Source organism: Pseudacidovorax sp. NFM-22 (assembly GCF_021401245.1).
Classification (GTDB): domain Bacteria; phylum Pseudomonadota; class Gammaproteobacteria; order Burkholderiales; family Burkholderiaceae_C; genus Xenophilus.
Window position 1 is genome coordinate 470,299 of the sequence record NZ_JACBFY010000004.1, and the last position, 16,243, is coordinate 486,541.

General features: G+C 66.9%; 15 protein-coding genes. 10 read left to right on the forward strand and 5 right to left on the reverse strand.

The genetic code is table 11. From position 1 onward, the window contains the following. Window positions 1-98 precede the first annotated feature (98 nt). On the reverse strand, window positions 99-1,214 hold the full coding sequence (locus L0984_RS17035) for an acyl-CoA dehydrogenase family protein (RefSeq protein WP_234194894.1): 1,116 nt from the start codon (window positions 1,212-1,214) through the stop codon (window positions 99-101). Window positions 1,215-1,226: 12 nt separating this feature from the next. Continuing rightward, complete coding sequence (locus L0984_RS17040; protein WP_234194896.1) at window positions 1,227-2,408, reverse strand: acyl-CoA dehydrogenase family protein; 1,182 nt, start codon at window positions 2,406-2,408, stop codon at window positions 1,227-1,229. A 202-nt stretch (window positions 2,409-2,610) separates the two neighbouring features. On the opposite strand from L0984_RS17040, the gene purN reads away from it, so the two are divergent. The 3 genes from purN to L0984_RS17055 all read left to right on the forward strand — a co-directional run bounded on the left by purN (window position 2,611) and on the right by L0984_RS17055 (window position 5,851). Next, entirely contained in the window at window positions 2,611-3,195 is a 585-nt protein-coding gene (purN, locus tag L0984_RS17045; protein ID WP_304308121.1) for a phosphoribosylglycinamide formyltransferase, read from the forward strand. Window positions 3,196-3,231: 36 nt separating this feature from the next. Continuing rightward, window positions 3,232-4,506, forward strand: coding sequence for an RsmB/NOP family class I SAM-dependent RNA methyltransferase (locus tag L0984_RS17050; RefSeq protein WP_234194898.1), 1,275 nt, complete (start codon window positions 3,232-3,234; stop codon window positions 4,504-4,506). A 133-nt stretch (window positions 4,507-4,639) separates the two neighbouring features. Next, window positions 4,640-5,851 carry a DesA family fatty acid desaturase gene (locus L0984_RS17055; protein ID WP_234194900.1) on the forward strand — a complete coding sequence of 404 codons (1,212 nt, stop codon included), beginning with the start codon at window positions 4,640-4,642 and terminating at the stop codon, window positions 5,849-5,851. A gap of 214 nt (window positions 5,852-6,065) precedes the next feature. On the opposite strand, the gene rpmG is transcribed toward L0984_RS17055, so the two are convergent. From rpmG to trxB, 3 genes are all read right to left on the reverse strand, one after another. Next, a complete protein-coding gene (gene rpmG, locus L0984_RS17060) occupies window positions 6,066-6,239 on the reverse strand; it encodes a 50S ribosomal protein L33 (RefSeq protein WP_017757249.1) in 174 nt (57 codons plus the stop codon). Window positions 6,240-6,256: 17 nt separating this feature from the next. Then, window positions 6,257-6,490, reverse strand: a complete 234-nt coding sequence (gene rpmB / locus L0984_RS17065; protein WP_043118471.1) for a 50S ribosomal protein L28 — start codon at window positions 6,488-6,490, stop codon at window positions 6,257-6,259. 294 nt (window positions 6,491-6,784) lie between these two features. Next, window positions 6,785-7,744 carry a thioredoxin-disulfide reductase gene (trxB, locus tag L0984_RS17070; protein ID WP_234194901.1) on the reverse strand — a complete coding sequence of 320 codons (960 nt, stop codon included), beginning with the start codon at window positions 7,742-7,744 and terminating at the stop codon, window positions 6,785-6,787. Window positions 7,745-7,910: 166 nt separating this feature from the next. Here trxB and L0984_RS17075 point away from each other — a divergent pair, with 166 nt between their 5' ends. The 7 genes from L0984_RS17075 (at window position 7,911) to L0984_RS17110 (ending at window position 16,239) form a co-directional block, all read left to right on the forward strand. Next, window positions 7,911-8,585 (forward strand): Crp/Fnr family transcriptional regulator, encoded by a 675-nt coding sequence (locus tag L0984_RS17075; protein ID WP_017757252.1) that lies wholly within the window; start codon window positions 7,911-7,913, stop codon window positions 8,583-8,585. A gap of 127 nt (window positions 8,586-8,712) precedes the next feature. Next, window positions 8,713-11,103, forward strand: coding sequence for a DNA translocase FtsK (locus L0984_RS17085; protein WP_305079915.1), 2,391 nt, complete (start codon window positions 8,713-8,715; stop codon window positions 11,101-11,103). A gap of 10 nt (window positions 11,104-11,113) precedes the next feature. Next, window positions 11,114-11,746, forward strand: coding sequence for an outer membrane lipoprotein chaperone LolA (gene lolA, locus L0984_RS17090; protein ID WP_234194903.1), 633 nt, complete (start codon window positions 11,114-11,116; stop codon window positions 11,744-11,746). 29 nt (window positions 11,747-11,775) lie between these two features. Then, entirely contained in the window at window positions 11,776-13,083 is a 1,308-nt protein-coding gene (locus tag L0984_RS17095; protein WP_234194904.1) for a replication-associated recombination protein A, read from the forward strand. Window positions 13,084-13,310: 227 nt separating this feature from the next. Then, on the forward strand, window positions 13,311-14,240 hold the full coding sequence (locus L0984_RS17100; RefSeq protein WP_043118477.1) for a branched-chain amino acid ABC transporter permease: 930 nt from the start codon (window positions 13,311-13,313) through the stop codon (window positions 14,238-14,240). A gap of 16 nt (window positions 14,241-14,256) precedes the next feature. Next, entirely contained in the window at window positions 14,257-15,447 is a 1,191-nt protein-coding gene (locus tag L0984_RS17105; protein WP_114802462.1) for a branched-chain amino acid ABC transporter permease, read from the forward strand. A gap of 21 nt (window positions 15,448-15,468) precedes the next feature. Continuing rightward, entirely contained in the window at window positions 15,469-16,239 is a 771-nt protein-coding gene (locus tag L0984_RS17110; RefSeq protein WP_017757258.1) for an ABC transporter ATP-binding protein, read from the forward strand. Window positions 16,240-16,243: the final 4 nt, after the last annotated feature.

Consider the following 16,243-nt stretch of genomic DNA (forward strand, 5'->3'; position numbering starts at 1 on the left):
AAGGGCGGCGAGGCGCACGGCCACTCCCCCAGAAAGAACAAAGGCCCGCCAGCGTATGCCGGCAGGCCTGCGGTGTCATGACGTGGACACGCCCACGCTCAGGCGAAGACCCCCGCGCTGTCTTCCATGCGTGCCGACACCTCGCCCAGGTGGTGCAGCGTGTCGCCGAACACCATCTCCATCTGCGTCAGCTTGCGGAAGTAGTGGCTGCCCATGTACTCGTCCGTCACGCCGATGCCGCCGTGCAGCTGCACCGACGCCTGGCCGACGAAGCGCATCGACACGCCGAGCTGGTACTTGGCGCGGGCCAGGGCCTGGCGGCGTTCGGCGGCGGGTGCACCCAGCTTGAGCGTGGCGTAGTAGCTCATCGAGCGGGCCAGCTCCAGCTGCATCTTCATGTCGGCCACGCGGTGGCGCAGGGCCTGGAAGCTGCCGATGGTCACGCCGAACTGCTTGCGGGTGTTGAGGTACTCCACCGTCAGCGCCAGCGTCTTGTCCATCACGCCCACGCCTTCGGCGCAGGTGGCGGCGATGCCGATGTCCACGGCCTCTTCGAGCACCGGCAGGCCATCGGCCGCCAGGAGCTGCGCGGGGGCCTGGGTGAAGACGACTTCCGCTGCGCGGCTGCCGTCCTGCGTGGCGTAGCCGGAGGCCTGGACACTGCCCTCGGCACGCGGCACCAGGAAGAGGGCGATGCGTCCTTCCAGTTGCGCCGGCACCAGGTAGGCGGCGGCTTGGTCGCCGGCCGGCACCAGGCTCTTGGTGCCGCTGACGGTGTAGCCGTCGCCAGACTTCGTGGCCTGGGTCTCGCAGCGGTCCAGGCGATAGCGCGCGCCACGCTCCTGGTAGGCCAGAACGACCAGCTTCTCGCCGCTGCCGATGCCCGGCAGCCATTCGCCACGCACCGCTTCGTTGGCATGGCGGGCCAGCACCGAGCCGCTGATGAAGGACTGCGCCAGCGGCTCCAGCACGATGCCGCGACCCAGTTCTTCCATCACGACCATGGCCTCGACCGGGCCCATGCCCAGGCCGCCATCATCCTCGGGGATGTACAGGCCGCCCAGGCCCAGTTCGGACAGCTCGTTCCAGGCGTCGCGGGAGAATCCGCCGTCCTTCTCGATACCGCGGCGGCGGTCGAAGTCGTAGGCCTTCTCGACCCAGCGGCCGACGGCGTCGCGCAGTTGCTGCTGGTCTTCAGTGAAATCGAAATCCATGTCTGCCTCCTGTCAGCCCAGCACCGTCTGGGCCACGATGTTGCGTTGCACTTCGTTCGAGCCGCCGTAGATCGTGGTCTTGCGGTAGTTGAAGTAGGTCGAGGCCAGCGGCGCCAGCGCGGCGTGGCCGCCCGGGAAGTCGCCCTGCCAGCCGGCCGCCATGGCTTCGCGGATGAGTGGCAGCGAGAAGGGGCCGCCCGCCAGCATCATCAGCTCGGAATAACGCTGCTGGATCTCGCTGCCCTTGATCTTGAGCAGGCCGGCGATGTCCAGCGAGTTCTTGCCCGACTTCTCGGCCGAGAGCACGCGCAGCACCAGCATCTCCAGGGCCACGATGTCCACTTCCAGCTTGGCGATCTCGTCGCGGAAGCGCTGGTCGTCGTACACGCCTTCAGCCTTGGCGATGCGCTTGACGCGCTCCAGCTCGCGCTTGGCGCGGTTGACATCGGCGATGTTGGTGCGCTCGTGGCTGAGCAGGTGCTTGGCATAGGTCCAGCCCTTGTTCTCCTCGCCGATGAGCTGGTCGGCCGGCACCTCGACGTTGTCGAAGAACACGTCGTTGACCTCGTAGCCGCCGTCGAGCAGGCGGATGGGCCGCACGCTCACGCCGGGCGACTTCATGTCCAGCACGATGAAGCTGATGCCGGTCTGCGGCTTGCCCTCGGTGCTGGTGCGCACCAGGTTGAACATCCAGTCGCCGTACTGGCCCAGCGTGGTCCAGGTCTTCTGGCCGTTGATGATGTACTTGTCGCCGCGACGCTCGGCGCGGGTGCGCAGCGAGGCCAGGTCCGAGCCCGAGCCGGGTTCGCTGTAGCCCTGGCTCCACCAGACCTCGCCGCTGGCGATGCCGGGCAGGAAGCGCTCTTGCTGCTCGCGCGAACCGAAGGCCATGATGACCGGGGCGACCATCACCGGGCCGAAGGGAATCACGCGCGGCGCACCGGCGCGGGCGGTTTCTTCCTCGAACAGGTGCTTCTGCACGGCCGTCCAGCCGGGGCCGCCGAACTGCTTGGGCCAGCCGTAGCCCAGCCAGCCCTTCTTGCCGAGGATCTTTGCCCAGCGCTGGTGGTCTTCCTTGGAAAGCTCCAGGCCTTCGTTGACCTTGTGGGCGATGTCTTGGGGCAGGTTGTCCGCCACCCAGGCGCGGACCTCTTCGCGGAACGCCTGTTCTTCAGGGGTGAATGCCAGATCCATGGGGGTTGTCTCCAGAGAAGCGGGATTTTTAGCACGCTCGTTCGCAAGGCCGAGTCCGCCGTGCGACACACGGATAATCCCGCGCCAGTATGCAGAGTTCCCTTCTACGCGGCGCCGGGGTTTTCAACCGGGTGCCAGTCTCCGCCGCAGCGTCCCGCCATCGTCGCTGGGCGGCCGCCGGTGCCGGCGCGAAAGGCCGCCGGTGAGCGGCAACATCGTCATCCTCGTCTCCGGCGGCGGCTCCAACATGGCGGCCATCGCCCGCACGGCGCAGGCGCGGCGCTGGGCGGCGCGCTTCGGCGTGCGCGTGGCGGCCGTGGTCAGCAACAAGCCCGAGGCCGGCGGCCTGGCCCTCGGCCGCGAACTGGGCCTGGAGACGGCCGTTGTCGACCACCGCGGCTTCGACAGCCGCGAGGCCTTCGACGCCGCGCTGGCCGACACCATCGACCGCTGGCAGCCGGTGCTGGTGGTGCTGGCGGGCTTCATGCGCATCCTCACGCCGGGCTTCGTGGCGCGGTACGAGGGGCGGCTGGTCAACATCCATCCTTCGCTGCTGCCGGCCTTCCCGGGCCTGCACACGCATCGGCGCGCCATCGAGGCCGGTTGCCGGGTCGCCGGTGCCACGGTGCACCTGGTGACGGCCGAACTCGACCATGGCCCGATCCTGGCCCAGGCCGTGGTGCCGGTGCTTGCCGGCGACACGCCCGAGGCGCTGGCGGCCCGGGTGCTGAGCCAGGAGCACCGGCTCTATCCCGAGGCCATCGAGGGCTGGCTCGCGGCGCGCTGAGTCCCTGGGCAGAGTGGGCGGCGACAATCGCCCCCTATGCATCCCCAAGCCCTGTTGGAAGCCTGCGCCGAACTCACCGGCCGCGTGCTCCGATTCGATCATCCGGCCGACGCCATCGTCTCGCGCTATTTCCGTGAGCACCGGTCGCTCGGCCCCCGCGAGCGCGCGACGCTTGCCGAGACCGTCTACACCATCCTGCGCAAGAAGCTGCTGTTCGAGCACCTGGCCCGCTCCGGCAGCGGCGCGCGCGAGCGGCGCCTGGCCATCCTGGGCTTCCATGGCTCGCGCGACTTCCTCAAGACCGTGCTGAGCGACGCCGAAAAGCGCTGGCTGGATGCCTGCGATGCCGTCGCGCCCTCGGAGCTGATGGCCCAGCACCGCCACAACCTGCCCGACTGGCTGGCCCAGCCGCTGCGCGCCCAGCTGGGCGACACTGACTTCATGGCCCTGGCCGACGCGCTGCAGCAGCCGGCGCCGCTGGACCTGCGGGTCAACACCCTGAGCGCCAAGCGCGAGGAGGTGCAGCGCGAACTCAAGGCCGCCGGCATCGCCGCGAAGGTGACGCCGTTCTCGCCCTGGGGCCTGCGCATCGACGGCAAGCCGGCCGTCAACCGCCTGCCCGCCTTCGAGCGCGGCGCCATTGAGGTGCAGGACGAAGGCTCGCAACTGCTCACGCTGCTGGTCGAGGCGCGTCGCGGCGAGATGGTGGTCGATTTCTGCGCCGGTGCTGGCGGCAAGACCCTGGCGCTGGGCGCGGCCATGCGCAGCACCGGCCGGCTTTATGCCTTCGACACCTCCGCCCATCGGCTGGACGCGCTCAAGCCGCGGCTGGCGCGCAGCGGCCTGTCGAATGTGCACCCGGCCGCCATCGCCCACGAGCGGGACGACCGCATCAAGCGGCTGGCCGGCAAGATCGACCGCGTGCTGGTCGATGCCCCCTGCTCGGGGCTGGGCACACTGCGCCGCAATCCGGACCTGAAGTGGCGCCAGTCGCCCGAGGCAGTGCAGGAATTGGTCGCCAAGCAGACCGCCATCCTGGCCAGCGCCGCGCGACTGGTGAAGCCGGGCGGGCGCCTGGTCTATGCCACCTGCAGTGTGCTCCCGGAGGAAAACGAGGCCATCGCCGAAGCCTTCGGTGCCGCGCATCCCGATTTCCTGCCGCTGGAGGCTGCGGACCTGCTGGCGGCCCAGAAGGTGGAGGGTGCCGCGGCACTATGCGCCGGCGGCGAGGGCGGCACGCGCTACCTGCGGCTGTGGCCTCACCGCCACGCCACCGACGGTTTTTTCGCCGCCGCGTGGAACCGGCGCTAGAGCACGGCGTCCAATCCTCAGGGATTCAACGCCGTTACACGAAAAACGGGGTGGATTTCAAGCCCGGCACACTAAAATTGTCGGACTGTTCTGACAGGACGCCCCCGTCCGTCCGTGTGGAGTACCCAACTTGATGATTTTCGATTCCGCCGTTCTGAGCTCGGCCCTCGACTGGCTTGCCCACGGCCTGTGGGATCTGTCCTGGTGGCAGATCGTGCTGTACACGCTCGCCACGACGCACATCACCATCCTGGCGGTGACCATCTTCCTGCACCGCACGCAGGCCCACCGCTCCATGGACCTGGGGCCCATTCCCTCGCATTTCTTCCGCTTCTGGCTGTGGGTCGGCACGGGCATGGTCACCAAGGAATGGGTCGCCATCCACCGCAAGCACCACGCCAAGTGCGAGACCGAGGAAGATCCGCACAGCCCGCAGACACGCGGCATCGACACCGTCATGTGGCGCGGCGCCGAGCTGTACCGCGCCGAGGCGAAGAACAGCGAAACCATCACCAAGTTCGGTCACGGCACGCCCGACGACTGGATCGAGCGCAACCTGTACAGCCGCTTCGGCTGGCAGGGTGTGGGTCTCATGCTGATCCTGAACTTGGCGCTGTTTGGTGGCATCGGCGCCACCATCTGGGCCATCCAGATGCTGTGGATCCCCTTCTGGGCCGCCGGTGTCGTCAACGGCCTGGGCCACTACTGGGGCTACCGCAACTTCGAGGCGCAGGACGCCAGCACCAACCTGGTGCCCTGGGGCATCGTGATCGGCGGTGAAGAGCTGCACAACAACCACCACACCTATCCCACCGCCGCGAAGTTCTCGGTCAAGAAGTACGAGTTCGACATCGCCTGGGGCTACATCATGCTGATGCAGAAGCTGGGCTGGGCCAAGGTCAAGAAGGTGCCGCCGAAGCTGCGCATGGGCGAGGTCCGCCCGGTGGCTGATGAGAAGACGCTCGAGGCCGTCATCGCCAACCGCTACGAGGTGATGGCCGGCTATGCCCGCGAGATGCGCCGTACCTGCAAGCAGGAGCTGTCGCAATTGCAGGCCCGTGGCGCCGACCTGTCGGTGCTCAAGGCAGCCCGCCGCTGGCTGCACCGCGACGACGACAAGGTGCCGGCCGCCGCCCGTCCCAAGCTCGCCGAGGCCCGCGCTGCCCATCCGGTGCTGGACAAGATGGTCACCATGCGCGAGGAACTGCGCCAGATGTGGATGAACACCTCCCAGTCGCGCGAGCAACTGGCCGCTGACCTGGCCGCCTGGTGCCACCGCGCCGAGGCCAGCGGCATCAAGGCCCTGCAGGATTTCTCGATCCGTCTGCGCGCGGCGCACGTGTGACCTGAGCTCCGCGCTTTGCTCGACGCCCTGGCGTCGGGTATCCCAAAAACCGGCTTTGTGCCGGTTTTTGTTGTCTGGATGGAGGCTTGCGCACTGGGCTGGGGCGCAAGGGCCGGGGGCAACTCCTGCTGATGCACACCACGCGCCGCCACGATGCAGGCAACAAAAAACCCGCTGGATCACAGCGGGTTTTTTGAAGAAGGCGCGGGCCGAATTACTTCAGCTTCACTTCCTTGTATTCGACGTGCTTGCGCGCCTTGGGGTCGAACTTCATGATCAACATCTTTTCAGGCGTCGTCTTCTTGTTCTTGCTGGTGGTGTAGAAGTGACCGGTGCCCGCGGTGGACTCCAGCTTGATCTTTTCGCGTCCGCCTTTGCTCGTTGCCATGGTGTGCTCCTTTCAGCTCAGGCTTGGCCGCGTGCGCGCATGTCTGCGAGCACGGCGTCGATGCCGTTCTTGTCGATCAGGCGCAGGGCGGCGCTGGAGACGCGCAGACGCACCCAACGATTTTCGCTCTCGACCCAGAAACGACGGTATTGCAGGTTCGGCATGAACCGGCGCTTGGTTTTGTTGTTGGCGTGGGAAACGTTGTTCCCGACCATCGGGCCCTTGCCCGTGACTTCACATACGCGTGCCATGAGGACACTCTTTCATGAACAGCCGTCACCAGTCGCTGCGGTCTGCGCGTGATGCACAGACCGTGGGGTGGATCGGCTTGACCTCGCCAGAAAACGGGTGGCGGTGGCCCGGATGCCGCTCGCACGCCGGGGCGCTCAAGCGGCAAAGCCAATGATTATATGAAGGGTGGCGGAGTTTTGTCCACGACCCGGCGCGCCGGCTCGGCAAACACACGCGAACCGCGAGGCGAGGCTGCGCTGCAGGGGACTCCGGTTTCAAGCCGTTGAAGCGGCCCCGCCTCTTTGAATGCTCGGTCAGGCGGTACTTTCCTGCTCCAGGAACCGTTGCGCATCCAGCGCAGCCATGCACCCGGTGCCGGCGCTGGTGATGGCCTGCCTGTACACATGGTCCTGGACGTCGCCTGCTGCGAAGACACCGGGCACGCTGGTCATGGTGGCAAAGCCGTTCAGGCCGGAGCGGGTGACGATGTAGTTGTCCTTGAGCTCGATCTGCCCCTGGAACAGATCGGTATTGGGATGGTGGCCGATGGCGATGAAGCAGCCCTTGAGGTCGAGTTGCTTCTTGTCCCCGGACTGGACGTTGCGCAGCCGGATGCCGGTGACGCCACTGTCGTCGCCCACCACCTCGTCCAGTTCGCTGTGCAGTTCGAGCACGATCTTGCCTTCCTTGACCTTCTCGTGAACCTTGTCGATGAGGATGGGCTCGGCGCGGAACTTGTCGCGGCGGTGGACCAGGGTGACCCGGCGCGCGATGTTCGACAGGTAGAGCGCCTCTTCCACGGCGGTGTTGCCGCCGCCGATCACACAGACGTCCTGCTCGCGGTAGAAGAAGCCGTCACAGGTGGCGCAGGCTGAGACGCCGCGGCCCATGAACTTCTCTTCCGACGGCAGACCCAGGTACTTGGCCGAGGCGCCGGTGGCGATGATCAGCGCATCGCAGGTGTAGGTGCCGCTGTCGCCCGTCAGCGTGAACGGGCGCTTGCTCAGGTCGACCTTGTTGATGTGGTCGAACACGATCTGCGTGTTGAAGCGTTCGGCGTGTTCCAGGAAGCGCTGCATCAGTTCCGGGCCTTGAACGCCATGCACGTCGGCAGGCCAATTGTCGACTTCGGTCGTGGTCATCAACTGCCCGCCCTGGGCGAGCCCCGTCACGAGCAAAGGCTTGAGATTGGCGCGGGCGGCGTAGATGGCGGCGGTGTAGCCGGCGGGGCCGGAGCCCAGAATGAGGACCTGGGTATGCAAGGGAGTGGTCATAAACTGCGAGCCTGAATGGTGAACGGGGGACCGCGTGTACATTGGGTCACCGGTGGGACGTCAGTATCCTGTTCAGGTTCAATGCATGCGGAGCGCTCTTCTTATGTGCGTGATTGTATTTATTGATGCCGTGCCCCTCGAATGGCGCGGCAGAGGGAGGAAATAGATGTCGATGCTTTCGAACCTGGAACTGCTTCGCCGCGTGCCGCTCTTTGCGGCGCTCACGCCCTCGCAGGCGGCCAACATCGCCGATGCGATCGTCAAGCGGCGCTTCAAGCGCGGCGAACTCATCGTGGAACAGGGCAAGAAGACGAATGCCCTGTACATCATCCTGGCCGGCCGGGCCCGGGTGCTCAGTGCGGACAGCCGCGGTCGGGAGGTGATCCTGGCAACCCTCCAGTCCGGCGACTACATCGGCGAGATGAGCCTCATCGACGACGAGCCGCATTCGGCCACGGTGCGCGCCGACGTCCAGACGGACGTGCTCGTCCTCGGCCGCGAGGCGTTCTCACGTTGCCTGCCGGACAGTTCCTCGATGTCCTACAACATCATGCGCGGACTGGTCCGGCGCTTGCGCCATGCGGATCGAAAGATCGAATCGCTGGCACTGATGGATGTCTATGGCCGCGTGGCGCGTGCGCTGATGGATTTCGTCACCGAGGACGGCGCCGGCAACTTCGTGGTGCGGGAGCGGATCTCGCGCCAGGACCTGGCCAAGATGGTCGGAGCGTCCCGCGAGATGGTCAGCCGCGTCATGAAGGACCTGGAGGAGCGCGGCTTCGTGCAGACGCAGCCCGATGGCTCGATGCTGGTGAAGGACCGCCTGTCCGCGCTGGGCTGAGTCCGCGCTATCCGGACGCGCGGCCCTGCGTCGACGGGCCCGCCCCGCAGCCTGCCCGCGGTGTGTCCGGCCCAAGATGGTTTAGGCTTACGCATTGCGCGCGGCATGGCCGTGCGTGTCTGCGTCCATGACCTATTCCTTGCACACACTTCACAACACGGCGGCGCCCGACGTGCCGCCCGTGCGCCAGCGCGCCTTGCGCTTCGCGCATGAAATCTCGCTCGTCGCGGGCTTTGCCCTCATGCTGTTCTGGCTGCTCGCGATGCTCAGTTACACGCCGTCCGATGCGGCGTGGTCCACGTCCGGCACAGGCGGCGTCGTCAAGAACTGGGGCGGCGCGCTGGGTGCGTGGCTGGCCGACGCGAGCTACTACCTGGCCGGTTATTCGATCTGGTGGGCATTCGCGGCGTCGGTGCGCGTCTGGCTGTCGTCCCTCGCGCAGTGGCTGCGCGGGGGCCGGCCGCAGGGCGAGCCCGAACTGCCGCGCCTGAACCGCAGCCGGCTCATGTTCTGGCTTGGATTAGTGCTGCTGCTGGTGGCCAGCGCCATGCTGGAATGGTCGCGGCTCTATCGCCTGGAGTTCCGGCTGCCCGGGCACGGCGGCGGCGTGCTGGGCTACCTCGTGGGGCCGGCCGGTGTGCGCTGGTTGGGGTTCACCGGCTCCGCATTGGTGGCCATTGCGGCGGGTGTGATCGGCTCCGCCCTCGTCTTCCGCTTCTCCTGGGCCCAGGTGGCCGAGGCGATCGGCGCACGCCTCTATTCGCTCTTCGAGCGGGGTCGCGAAAAGCGCGAACTCGCGCAGGACCTGGCCATGGGCCGAAAGGCGCGCCGCGAACGTGAAGAGGTGGCGGCCCACGACCGCGATGCGCCGTCGCCCTCCGACGACAGGGAGCCTGCATTCGACGACGTGCCGCCGCCCGCGCCGCGCCGGCGCGAGAAGGCCGCACCCGTGCAGATCGAACCGGCCGTGGCCGACGTGCCCAAGAGCGAGCGCGTGGTCAAGGAGCGCCAGAAGCCGCTGTTCAAGGAACTGCCCGACAGCAAGCTGCCGCAGGTGGACCTGCTCGATGCAGCCGCCGGCCGTCAGGAGACGGTGTCGCCCGAGACGCTGGAGATGACCTCGCGCCTGATCGAGAAGAAGCTCAAGGACTTCGGCGTCGAGGTGCGCGTGGTGCTGGCGTCGCCGGGCCCGGTCATCACGCGTTACGAGATTGAGCCCGCCACCGGGGTGAAGGGCTCGCAGATCGTCAACCTGGCCAAGGACCTGGCGCGCTCGCTGTCGCTGGTGTCCATCCGGGTGATCGAGACGATCCCGGGCAAGAACTACATGGCGCTGGAACTGCCCAATGCCAAGCGGCAGTCGATCCGCCTGTCGGAAATCCTGGGCTCGCAGGTCTACCACGAAGCCAAGTCGATGCTGACCATCGGCCTGGGCAAGGACATCATCGGCAACCCCGTGGTGGCCGACCTGGCCAAGATGCCGCACGTGCTGGTGGCCGGCACCACCGGCTCGGGCAAGTCGGTGGGCATCAACGCGATGATCCTGTCGCTGCTCTACAAGGCCGAAGCGAGCGACGTGCGCGTGCTCATGATCGACCCCAAGATGCTGGAGATGTCGGTCTACGAAGGCATTCCGCACCTGCTGGCGCCGGTGGTCACCGACATGAAGCAGGCGGCCCACGGCCTCAACTGGTGCGTGGCCGAGATGGAGCGGCGCTACAAGCTCATGTCCAAGCTGGGCGTGCGCAACCTGGCGGGCTACAACGCCAAGATCGACGAGGCCAAGTCGCGCGAGGAGTTCATCTACAACCCGTTCAGCCTGACGCCGGACGATCCCGAGCCGCTGCGCCGCGAGCCTCACATCGTGGTCGTGATCGACGAACTGGCCGACCTCATGATGGTGGTCGGCAAGAAGATCGAAGAGCTGATCGCCCGCCTGGCGCAGAAGGCCCGCGCGGCCGGCATCCACCTGATCCTGGCCACGCAGCGACCCAGCGTCGACGTGATCACCGGCCTGATCAAGGCCAACATTCCTACACGGATCGCCTTCCAGGTCAGCAGCAAGATCGACAGCCGGACCATCCTCGACCAGATGGGGGCCGAAGCGCTGCTGGGCATGGGCGACATGCTCTACATGCCGAGCGGCACCGGCTTGCCCATCCGGGTCCACGGCGCCTTCGTCAGCGACGACGAGGTGCACCGTGTGGTGGCCTACCTCAAGAGCCAGGGCGAGCCCGACTACATCGAGGGCGTGCTCGAAGGCGGAACTGTGGATGGCGAGGACGGTCCGATGGGGGAGGGCGGCGACGCCGGTGGCGAGAAGGATCCGATGTACGACCAGGCGGTCGAGGTCGTCCTCAAGCACCGCAAGGCCAGCATTTCGCTGGTGCAGCGCCACCTCAAGATTGGCTACAACCGCGCGGCGCGGCTGGTCGAGGACATGGAGAACGCGGGCCTGGTCAGTGCCATGAGCGGTGCGGGCCAGCGCGAGATCCTTGTACCGGCGCGCAGCGAGTGAAAGGAACGGAATGCGGAAGTTGATGGTGGGCTGTGTCTTCGCGGCCATGGCATGCGGCGCGTGGGCCGGCGGCTTGGACAGCCTGGGCACGTTTCTGAAAAGTGCGCGCTCCGGCAAGGCCGATTTCACACAGACGGTGACCGCCCCCCCGAAGGACGGCCAGCCCATGCGCGCCAAGACCTCCACCGGCACCTTCGAATTCCAGCGGCCCGGCCAATTCCGCTTCGAGTACCGCAAGCCCTTTGCGCAGACCATCGTGGCCGACGGCAAGACGCTGTGGCTCTACGACGCCGACCTCAACCAGGTGACGCAGCGTCCGCAGGCCCAGGCGCTGGGCTCCACGCCAGCGGCGCTGATCGCCTCGGCTGCCGACCTGCGTGCGCTGGAGGCCGACTTCACCCTGGCCGATGCGCCGGCGCGCGACGGCCTGCAATGGGTCAAGGCCACGCCCAAGTCCCGCGATGCGCAACTGCAGAGCGTGGAGATCGGCTTTCAGGGCGACGCGCTGGCAGCCCTCGACATCCTGGACGCCTTCGGCCAGCGCTCGGTGCTGCGCTTTTCCAACGTGCAGGTCAATCCTTCGCTGCCCGCCGGCAGCTTCCAGTTCAAGCCGCCCGCGGGTGCCGACGTCGTCCGGCAGTGAGGCCGCGCTGACGGCCGGACAATCGGCCCATGGCCGATCTGTTTGATTCCCCTTCGCCTGCGGCGCCCCTTGCCGAGGCATTGCGCCCTGCCAGCCTCGACGAGGTCATCGGCCAGACCCACCTGATCGGCCCGGGTCGCCCGCTGCGGCTGGCCTTCGAATCGGGCAAGCCGCATTCCATGATCCTGTGGGGTCCGCCCGGCGTGGGCAAGACCACGCTGGCGCGGCTCACGGCCAAGGCCTTCGGCTACGAGTTCATTGCGCTGTCGGCCGTGTTCTCGGGCGTCAAGGACATCCGCGCCGCCATGGAGCGGGCCGAGCAGCACCTGGCGCTGGGCCGCAAGACCATCCTCTTCGTCGACGAGATCCACCGTTTCAACAAGAGCCAGCAGGACGGCCTGCTGCCTTTCGTCGAATCGGGGCTGGTCACCTTCGTCGGCGCCACCACCGAGAACCCGTCCTTCGAGGTTAACTCCGCGCTGCTGTCGCGGGCCCAGGTCTACACGCTGCAGTCCCTCAGCGAAGACGAACTGCGCCAGCTGGTGCGCCGCGCGCAGGAGAAGGTGCTGACCCACCTGGCTTTGAGCGATGCCGCCGTCGACACGCTGGTGGGCTATGCCGACGGCGATGCGCGCCGCATGCTCAACCTGCTGGAGCAGACGGACACGGCGGCGCGTGCCGCGGACGTGCAGGAAGTGACGCCTGAGTTCCTGCAGAGCGCCCTCACGCTCAACGCGCGACGCTTCGACAAGGGCGGCGACAACTTCTACGACCAGATCTCCGCCCTGCACAAGTCGGTGCGCGGCTCCCATCCCGATGCGGCGCTGTACTGGCTCACGCGCATGCTCGACGGCGGTGCCGATGCACGCTACCTCTCGCGGCGCATCGTGCGCATGGCCTGGGAGGACATCGGCCTGGCCGACCCACGCGCGATGCAGGTGGCCAACGATGCCGCCACCACCTTCGAGCGCCTCGGCTCGCCCGAAGGCGACCTGGCCCTGGCCCAGGCCGTCATCTACCTGGCGATCGCGCCCAAGAGCAACGCCGGCTACAACGCCTACAACCAGGCGCGGGCCTTCGTGCGGCAGGACAAGTCGCGCGAAGTGCCCATTCATCTGCGCAACGCGCCCACCAAGCTGATGAAGTCCCTGGGCCATGGCAAGGCCTACCGCTACGCGCACGACGAGCCCGAGGCCTATGCGGCCGGCGAGACCTACCTGCCTGACGGCATGGCCGAACCCCGTTGGTACCAACCCGTGCCGCGTGGGCTCGAAACGAAGATCGCCGACAAGCTCGCCCACCTGCGGCAACTGGACGAACAGGCCCGCGAGGACTGACACCGGCCTGACGCCGGCACTCCGTCGAGCCGCTCCAGGCTTGCGGAAAACCCCCACGCCGCCTGCACCAGATTGGCGCGGGGCCGTGTCTACAATCCCGCCCACTTCAACCCGCCGACCACCCATGCTGGCGGGTTTTTTGCTACCTGAACCACGGCGCCAATCCGGTGCTCCGGCTTGGCAGAAGGCGTCCTCACCGGGACGCATAACAAAAGGGACCTCTCTTTATGGAAATATTGCTGCAGCAGATCATCAACGGTCTGGTTCTCGGCAGCATGTACGCCCTGATAGCCCTCGGCTACACCATGGTGTACGGCATCATCAACCTCATCAATTTCGCCCACGGCGAGGTCCTCATGGTCGGCGCATTGACCAGCTGGACCATCATCGGCTGGATGCAGTCGGCCATGCCGGGCACCCCCGGCTGGATCATCCTGATCCTGGCCACCCTGATCGCCTGCGTGGTGGCGGCCACCCTCAACTTCACCATCGAGAAAGTCGCCTACCGGCCGCTGCGCAACAGCCCCAAATTGGCCCCGCTGATCACGGCCATCGGCATGTCGATCCTGTTGCAGACGCTGGCCATGATCATCTGGCGCCCCACCAACAAGGCCTATCCGACGCTGCTGCCCAGCGACTCGGTGCACATCGCGGGTGCGGCGATCTCGCCGACGCAGATCATGATCCTGGTGGTCACCGCGATCTCGCTGGCGGTGCTGACCTGGCTGGTCAACTACACGCGCCTGGGTCGCGCCATGCGGGCCACCGCCGAGAACCCGCGCGTGGCTGCGCTTATGGGCATCCGGCCGGACACGGTCATCTCGGCCACCTTCATCATCGGCGCCGTGCTGGCGGCCATCGCGGGTGTCATGTATGCCTCCAACTACGGCATCGCGCAGCACGCCATGGGCTTCATTCCCGGCCTCAAGGCCTTCACCGCCGCCGTGTTCGGCGGCATCGGCAACCTGGCTGGTGCCGTGGTGGGCGGCCTGCTGCTCGGCGTGATCGAGGCCGTGGGCGCGGGTTACCTGTCCGACGTCACGGGCGGCGTGCTGGGCAGCCAGCACAGCGACATCTTCGCCTTCATCATCCTCATCATCACGCTGACCGTGCGGCCGTCCGGCCTGCTCGGCGAACGCGTGGCGGACCGGGCCTGACGGCCAAGGAGGCTCCATGAAGAATTCCAAGAACCTCGTCGTCTTCCTGATCGCCGCCGTCGCGCTGCTGGCCTTCCCGCTGCTGCTGCAGACGCAGGGCAATGCCTGGGTGCGCATCGTCGACATCGCGCTGCTGTACGTGATGCTGGCGCTGGGCCTGAACATCGTGGTCGGCTACGCCGGCCTGCTGGACCTGGGCTACGTCGCCTTCTTCGCCATCGGCGCGTACCTGTATGCGCTGCTCGGCTCCACGCAGCTGACCGATTCCTTCCCGGCGCTGCAGGCGATGTTCCCGAACGGGTTTCACACCTCGCTGATCCTGGTGATACCGGCGGCGCTGGTGCTGGCCGGCATCTTCGGCGCACTGCTGGGTGCGCCCACGCTCAAGCTGCGGGGCGACTACCTGGCCATCGTGACCCTGGGCTTCGGCGAAATCATCCGCGTGTTCATGAACACGCTGGACCATCCCTACAACATCACCAACGGTCCCAAGGGCATCAGCAGCATCGATCCCATCCGGATCTTCGGCCTGAACCTGGGCCGGCCGCTGAAGATCGGCGACTACACCATCTCTTCGGTGTCGCTGTACTACTACCTGTTCCTGGTGCTGGTGATCTTCACCGTCATCCTGTCGCACCGCCTGCAGAACTCGCGCGTGGGCCGCGGCTGGATGGCGATCCGCGAGGACGAGATCGCCGCCAAGGCCATGGGCATCAACACCCGCAACATGAAGCTGCTGGCCTTCGGCATGGGGGCGAGCTTCGGCGGCGTCTCGGGCGCCATGTTCGCGGCCTTCCAGGGCTTCGTCTCGCCCGAGTCCTTCAGCCTGATGGAGTCGGTGATGATCGTCTCGATGGTGGTGCTCGGCGGCATCGGCCACCTGCCCGGCGTGATCCTGGGCGCGGTGCTGCTGGCGGCGCTGCCCGAGGTGCTGCGCTATGTGGCCGGTCCGCTGCAGGACATGACCGATGGCCGGCTGGATGCCTCCATCCTGCGCCAGCTCTTCATCGCGCTGGCCATGATCCTGATCATGTTGGTGCGTCCGCGCGGCCTGTGGCCGTCGCCGGAGCATGGCAAGTCGCTCAAGACCACGCCGCGTGCTCCCGATCCGATTGCTGGCTCGACCCAGGCCGTCACGCCCGGCATCGACACGCCGGCCGAAGAGGTGCCCGGCGGCGCCAACCGGCCCATGTCCATCAACCCCTGAGCCGAAGGAAGGACCACTCTCATGGCAGACACCATCCTTCACGTGAAGGGCATCTCCAAGCGCTTCGGCGGGCTGCAGGCCCTGTCGGACGTGGGCATCCGCATCGAGCGCGGCCAGGTCTATGGCCTGATCGGCCCCAACGGCGCGGGCAAGACCACCTTCTTCAACGTCATCACCGGGCTGTACACGCCGGACAGCGGCAGCTTCGAGCTGGCCGGCAAGCCCTACCAGCCCACGGCGGTGCACGAAGTGGCCAAGGCCGGCATTGCGCGCACCTTCCAGAACATCCGCCTCTTCGCCGAGATGACGGCGCTGGAGAACGTGATGGTCGGCCGCCACGTGCGCACGCATTCGGGCGTGTTCGGCGCCATCTTCCGCACCTCGGGCTTCAAGGCCGAAGAGCGGGCCATCGCCGATCGCGCACGCGAGCTGCTCGACTATGTGGGCGTGGGCAAGTACGCCGACTTCAAGGCCCGCACGCTGAGCTACGGCGACCAGCGCCGGCTCGAGATCGCCCGTGCCCTGGCCACCGATCCGCAGCTGATCGCGCTGGACGAACCCGCTGCCGGCATGAACGCCACCGAGAAGGTGCAGCTGCGCGAGCTCATCGACCGCATCCGCAAGGACAACCGCACGGTGCTCATCATCGAGCACGACGTGAAGCTCATCATGGGCCTGTGCGACCGCGTCACGGTGCTCGACTACGGCAAGCAGATCGCCGAAGGCACGCCGGCCGAGGTGCAGAAGAACGAGAAGGTGATCGAGGCCTACCTCGGCACCGGTGGACACTGAAAGG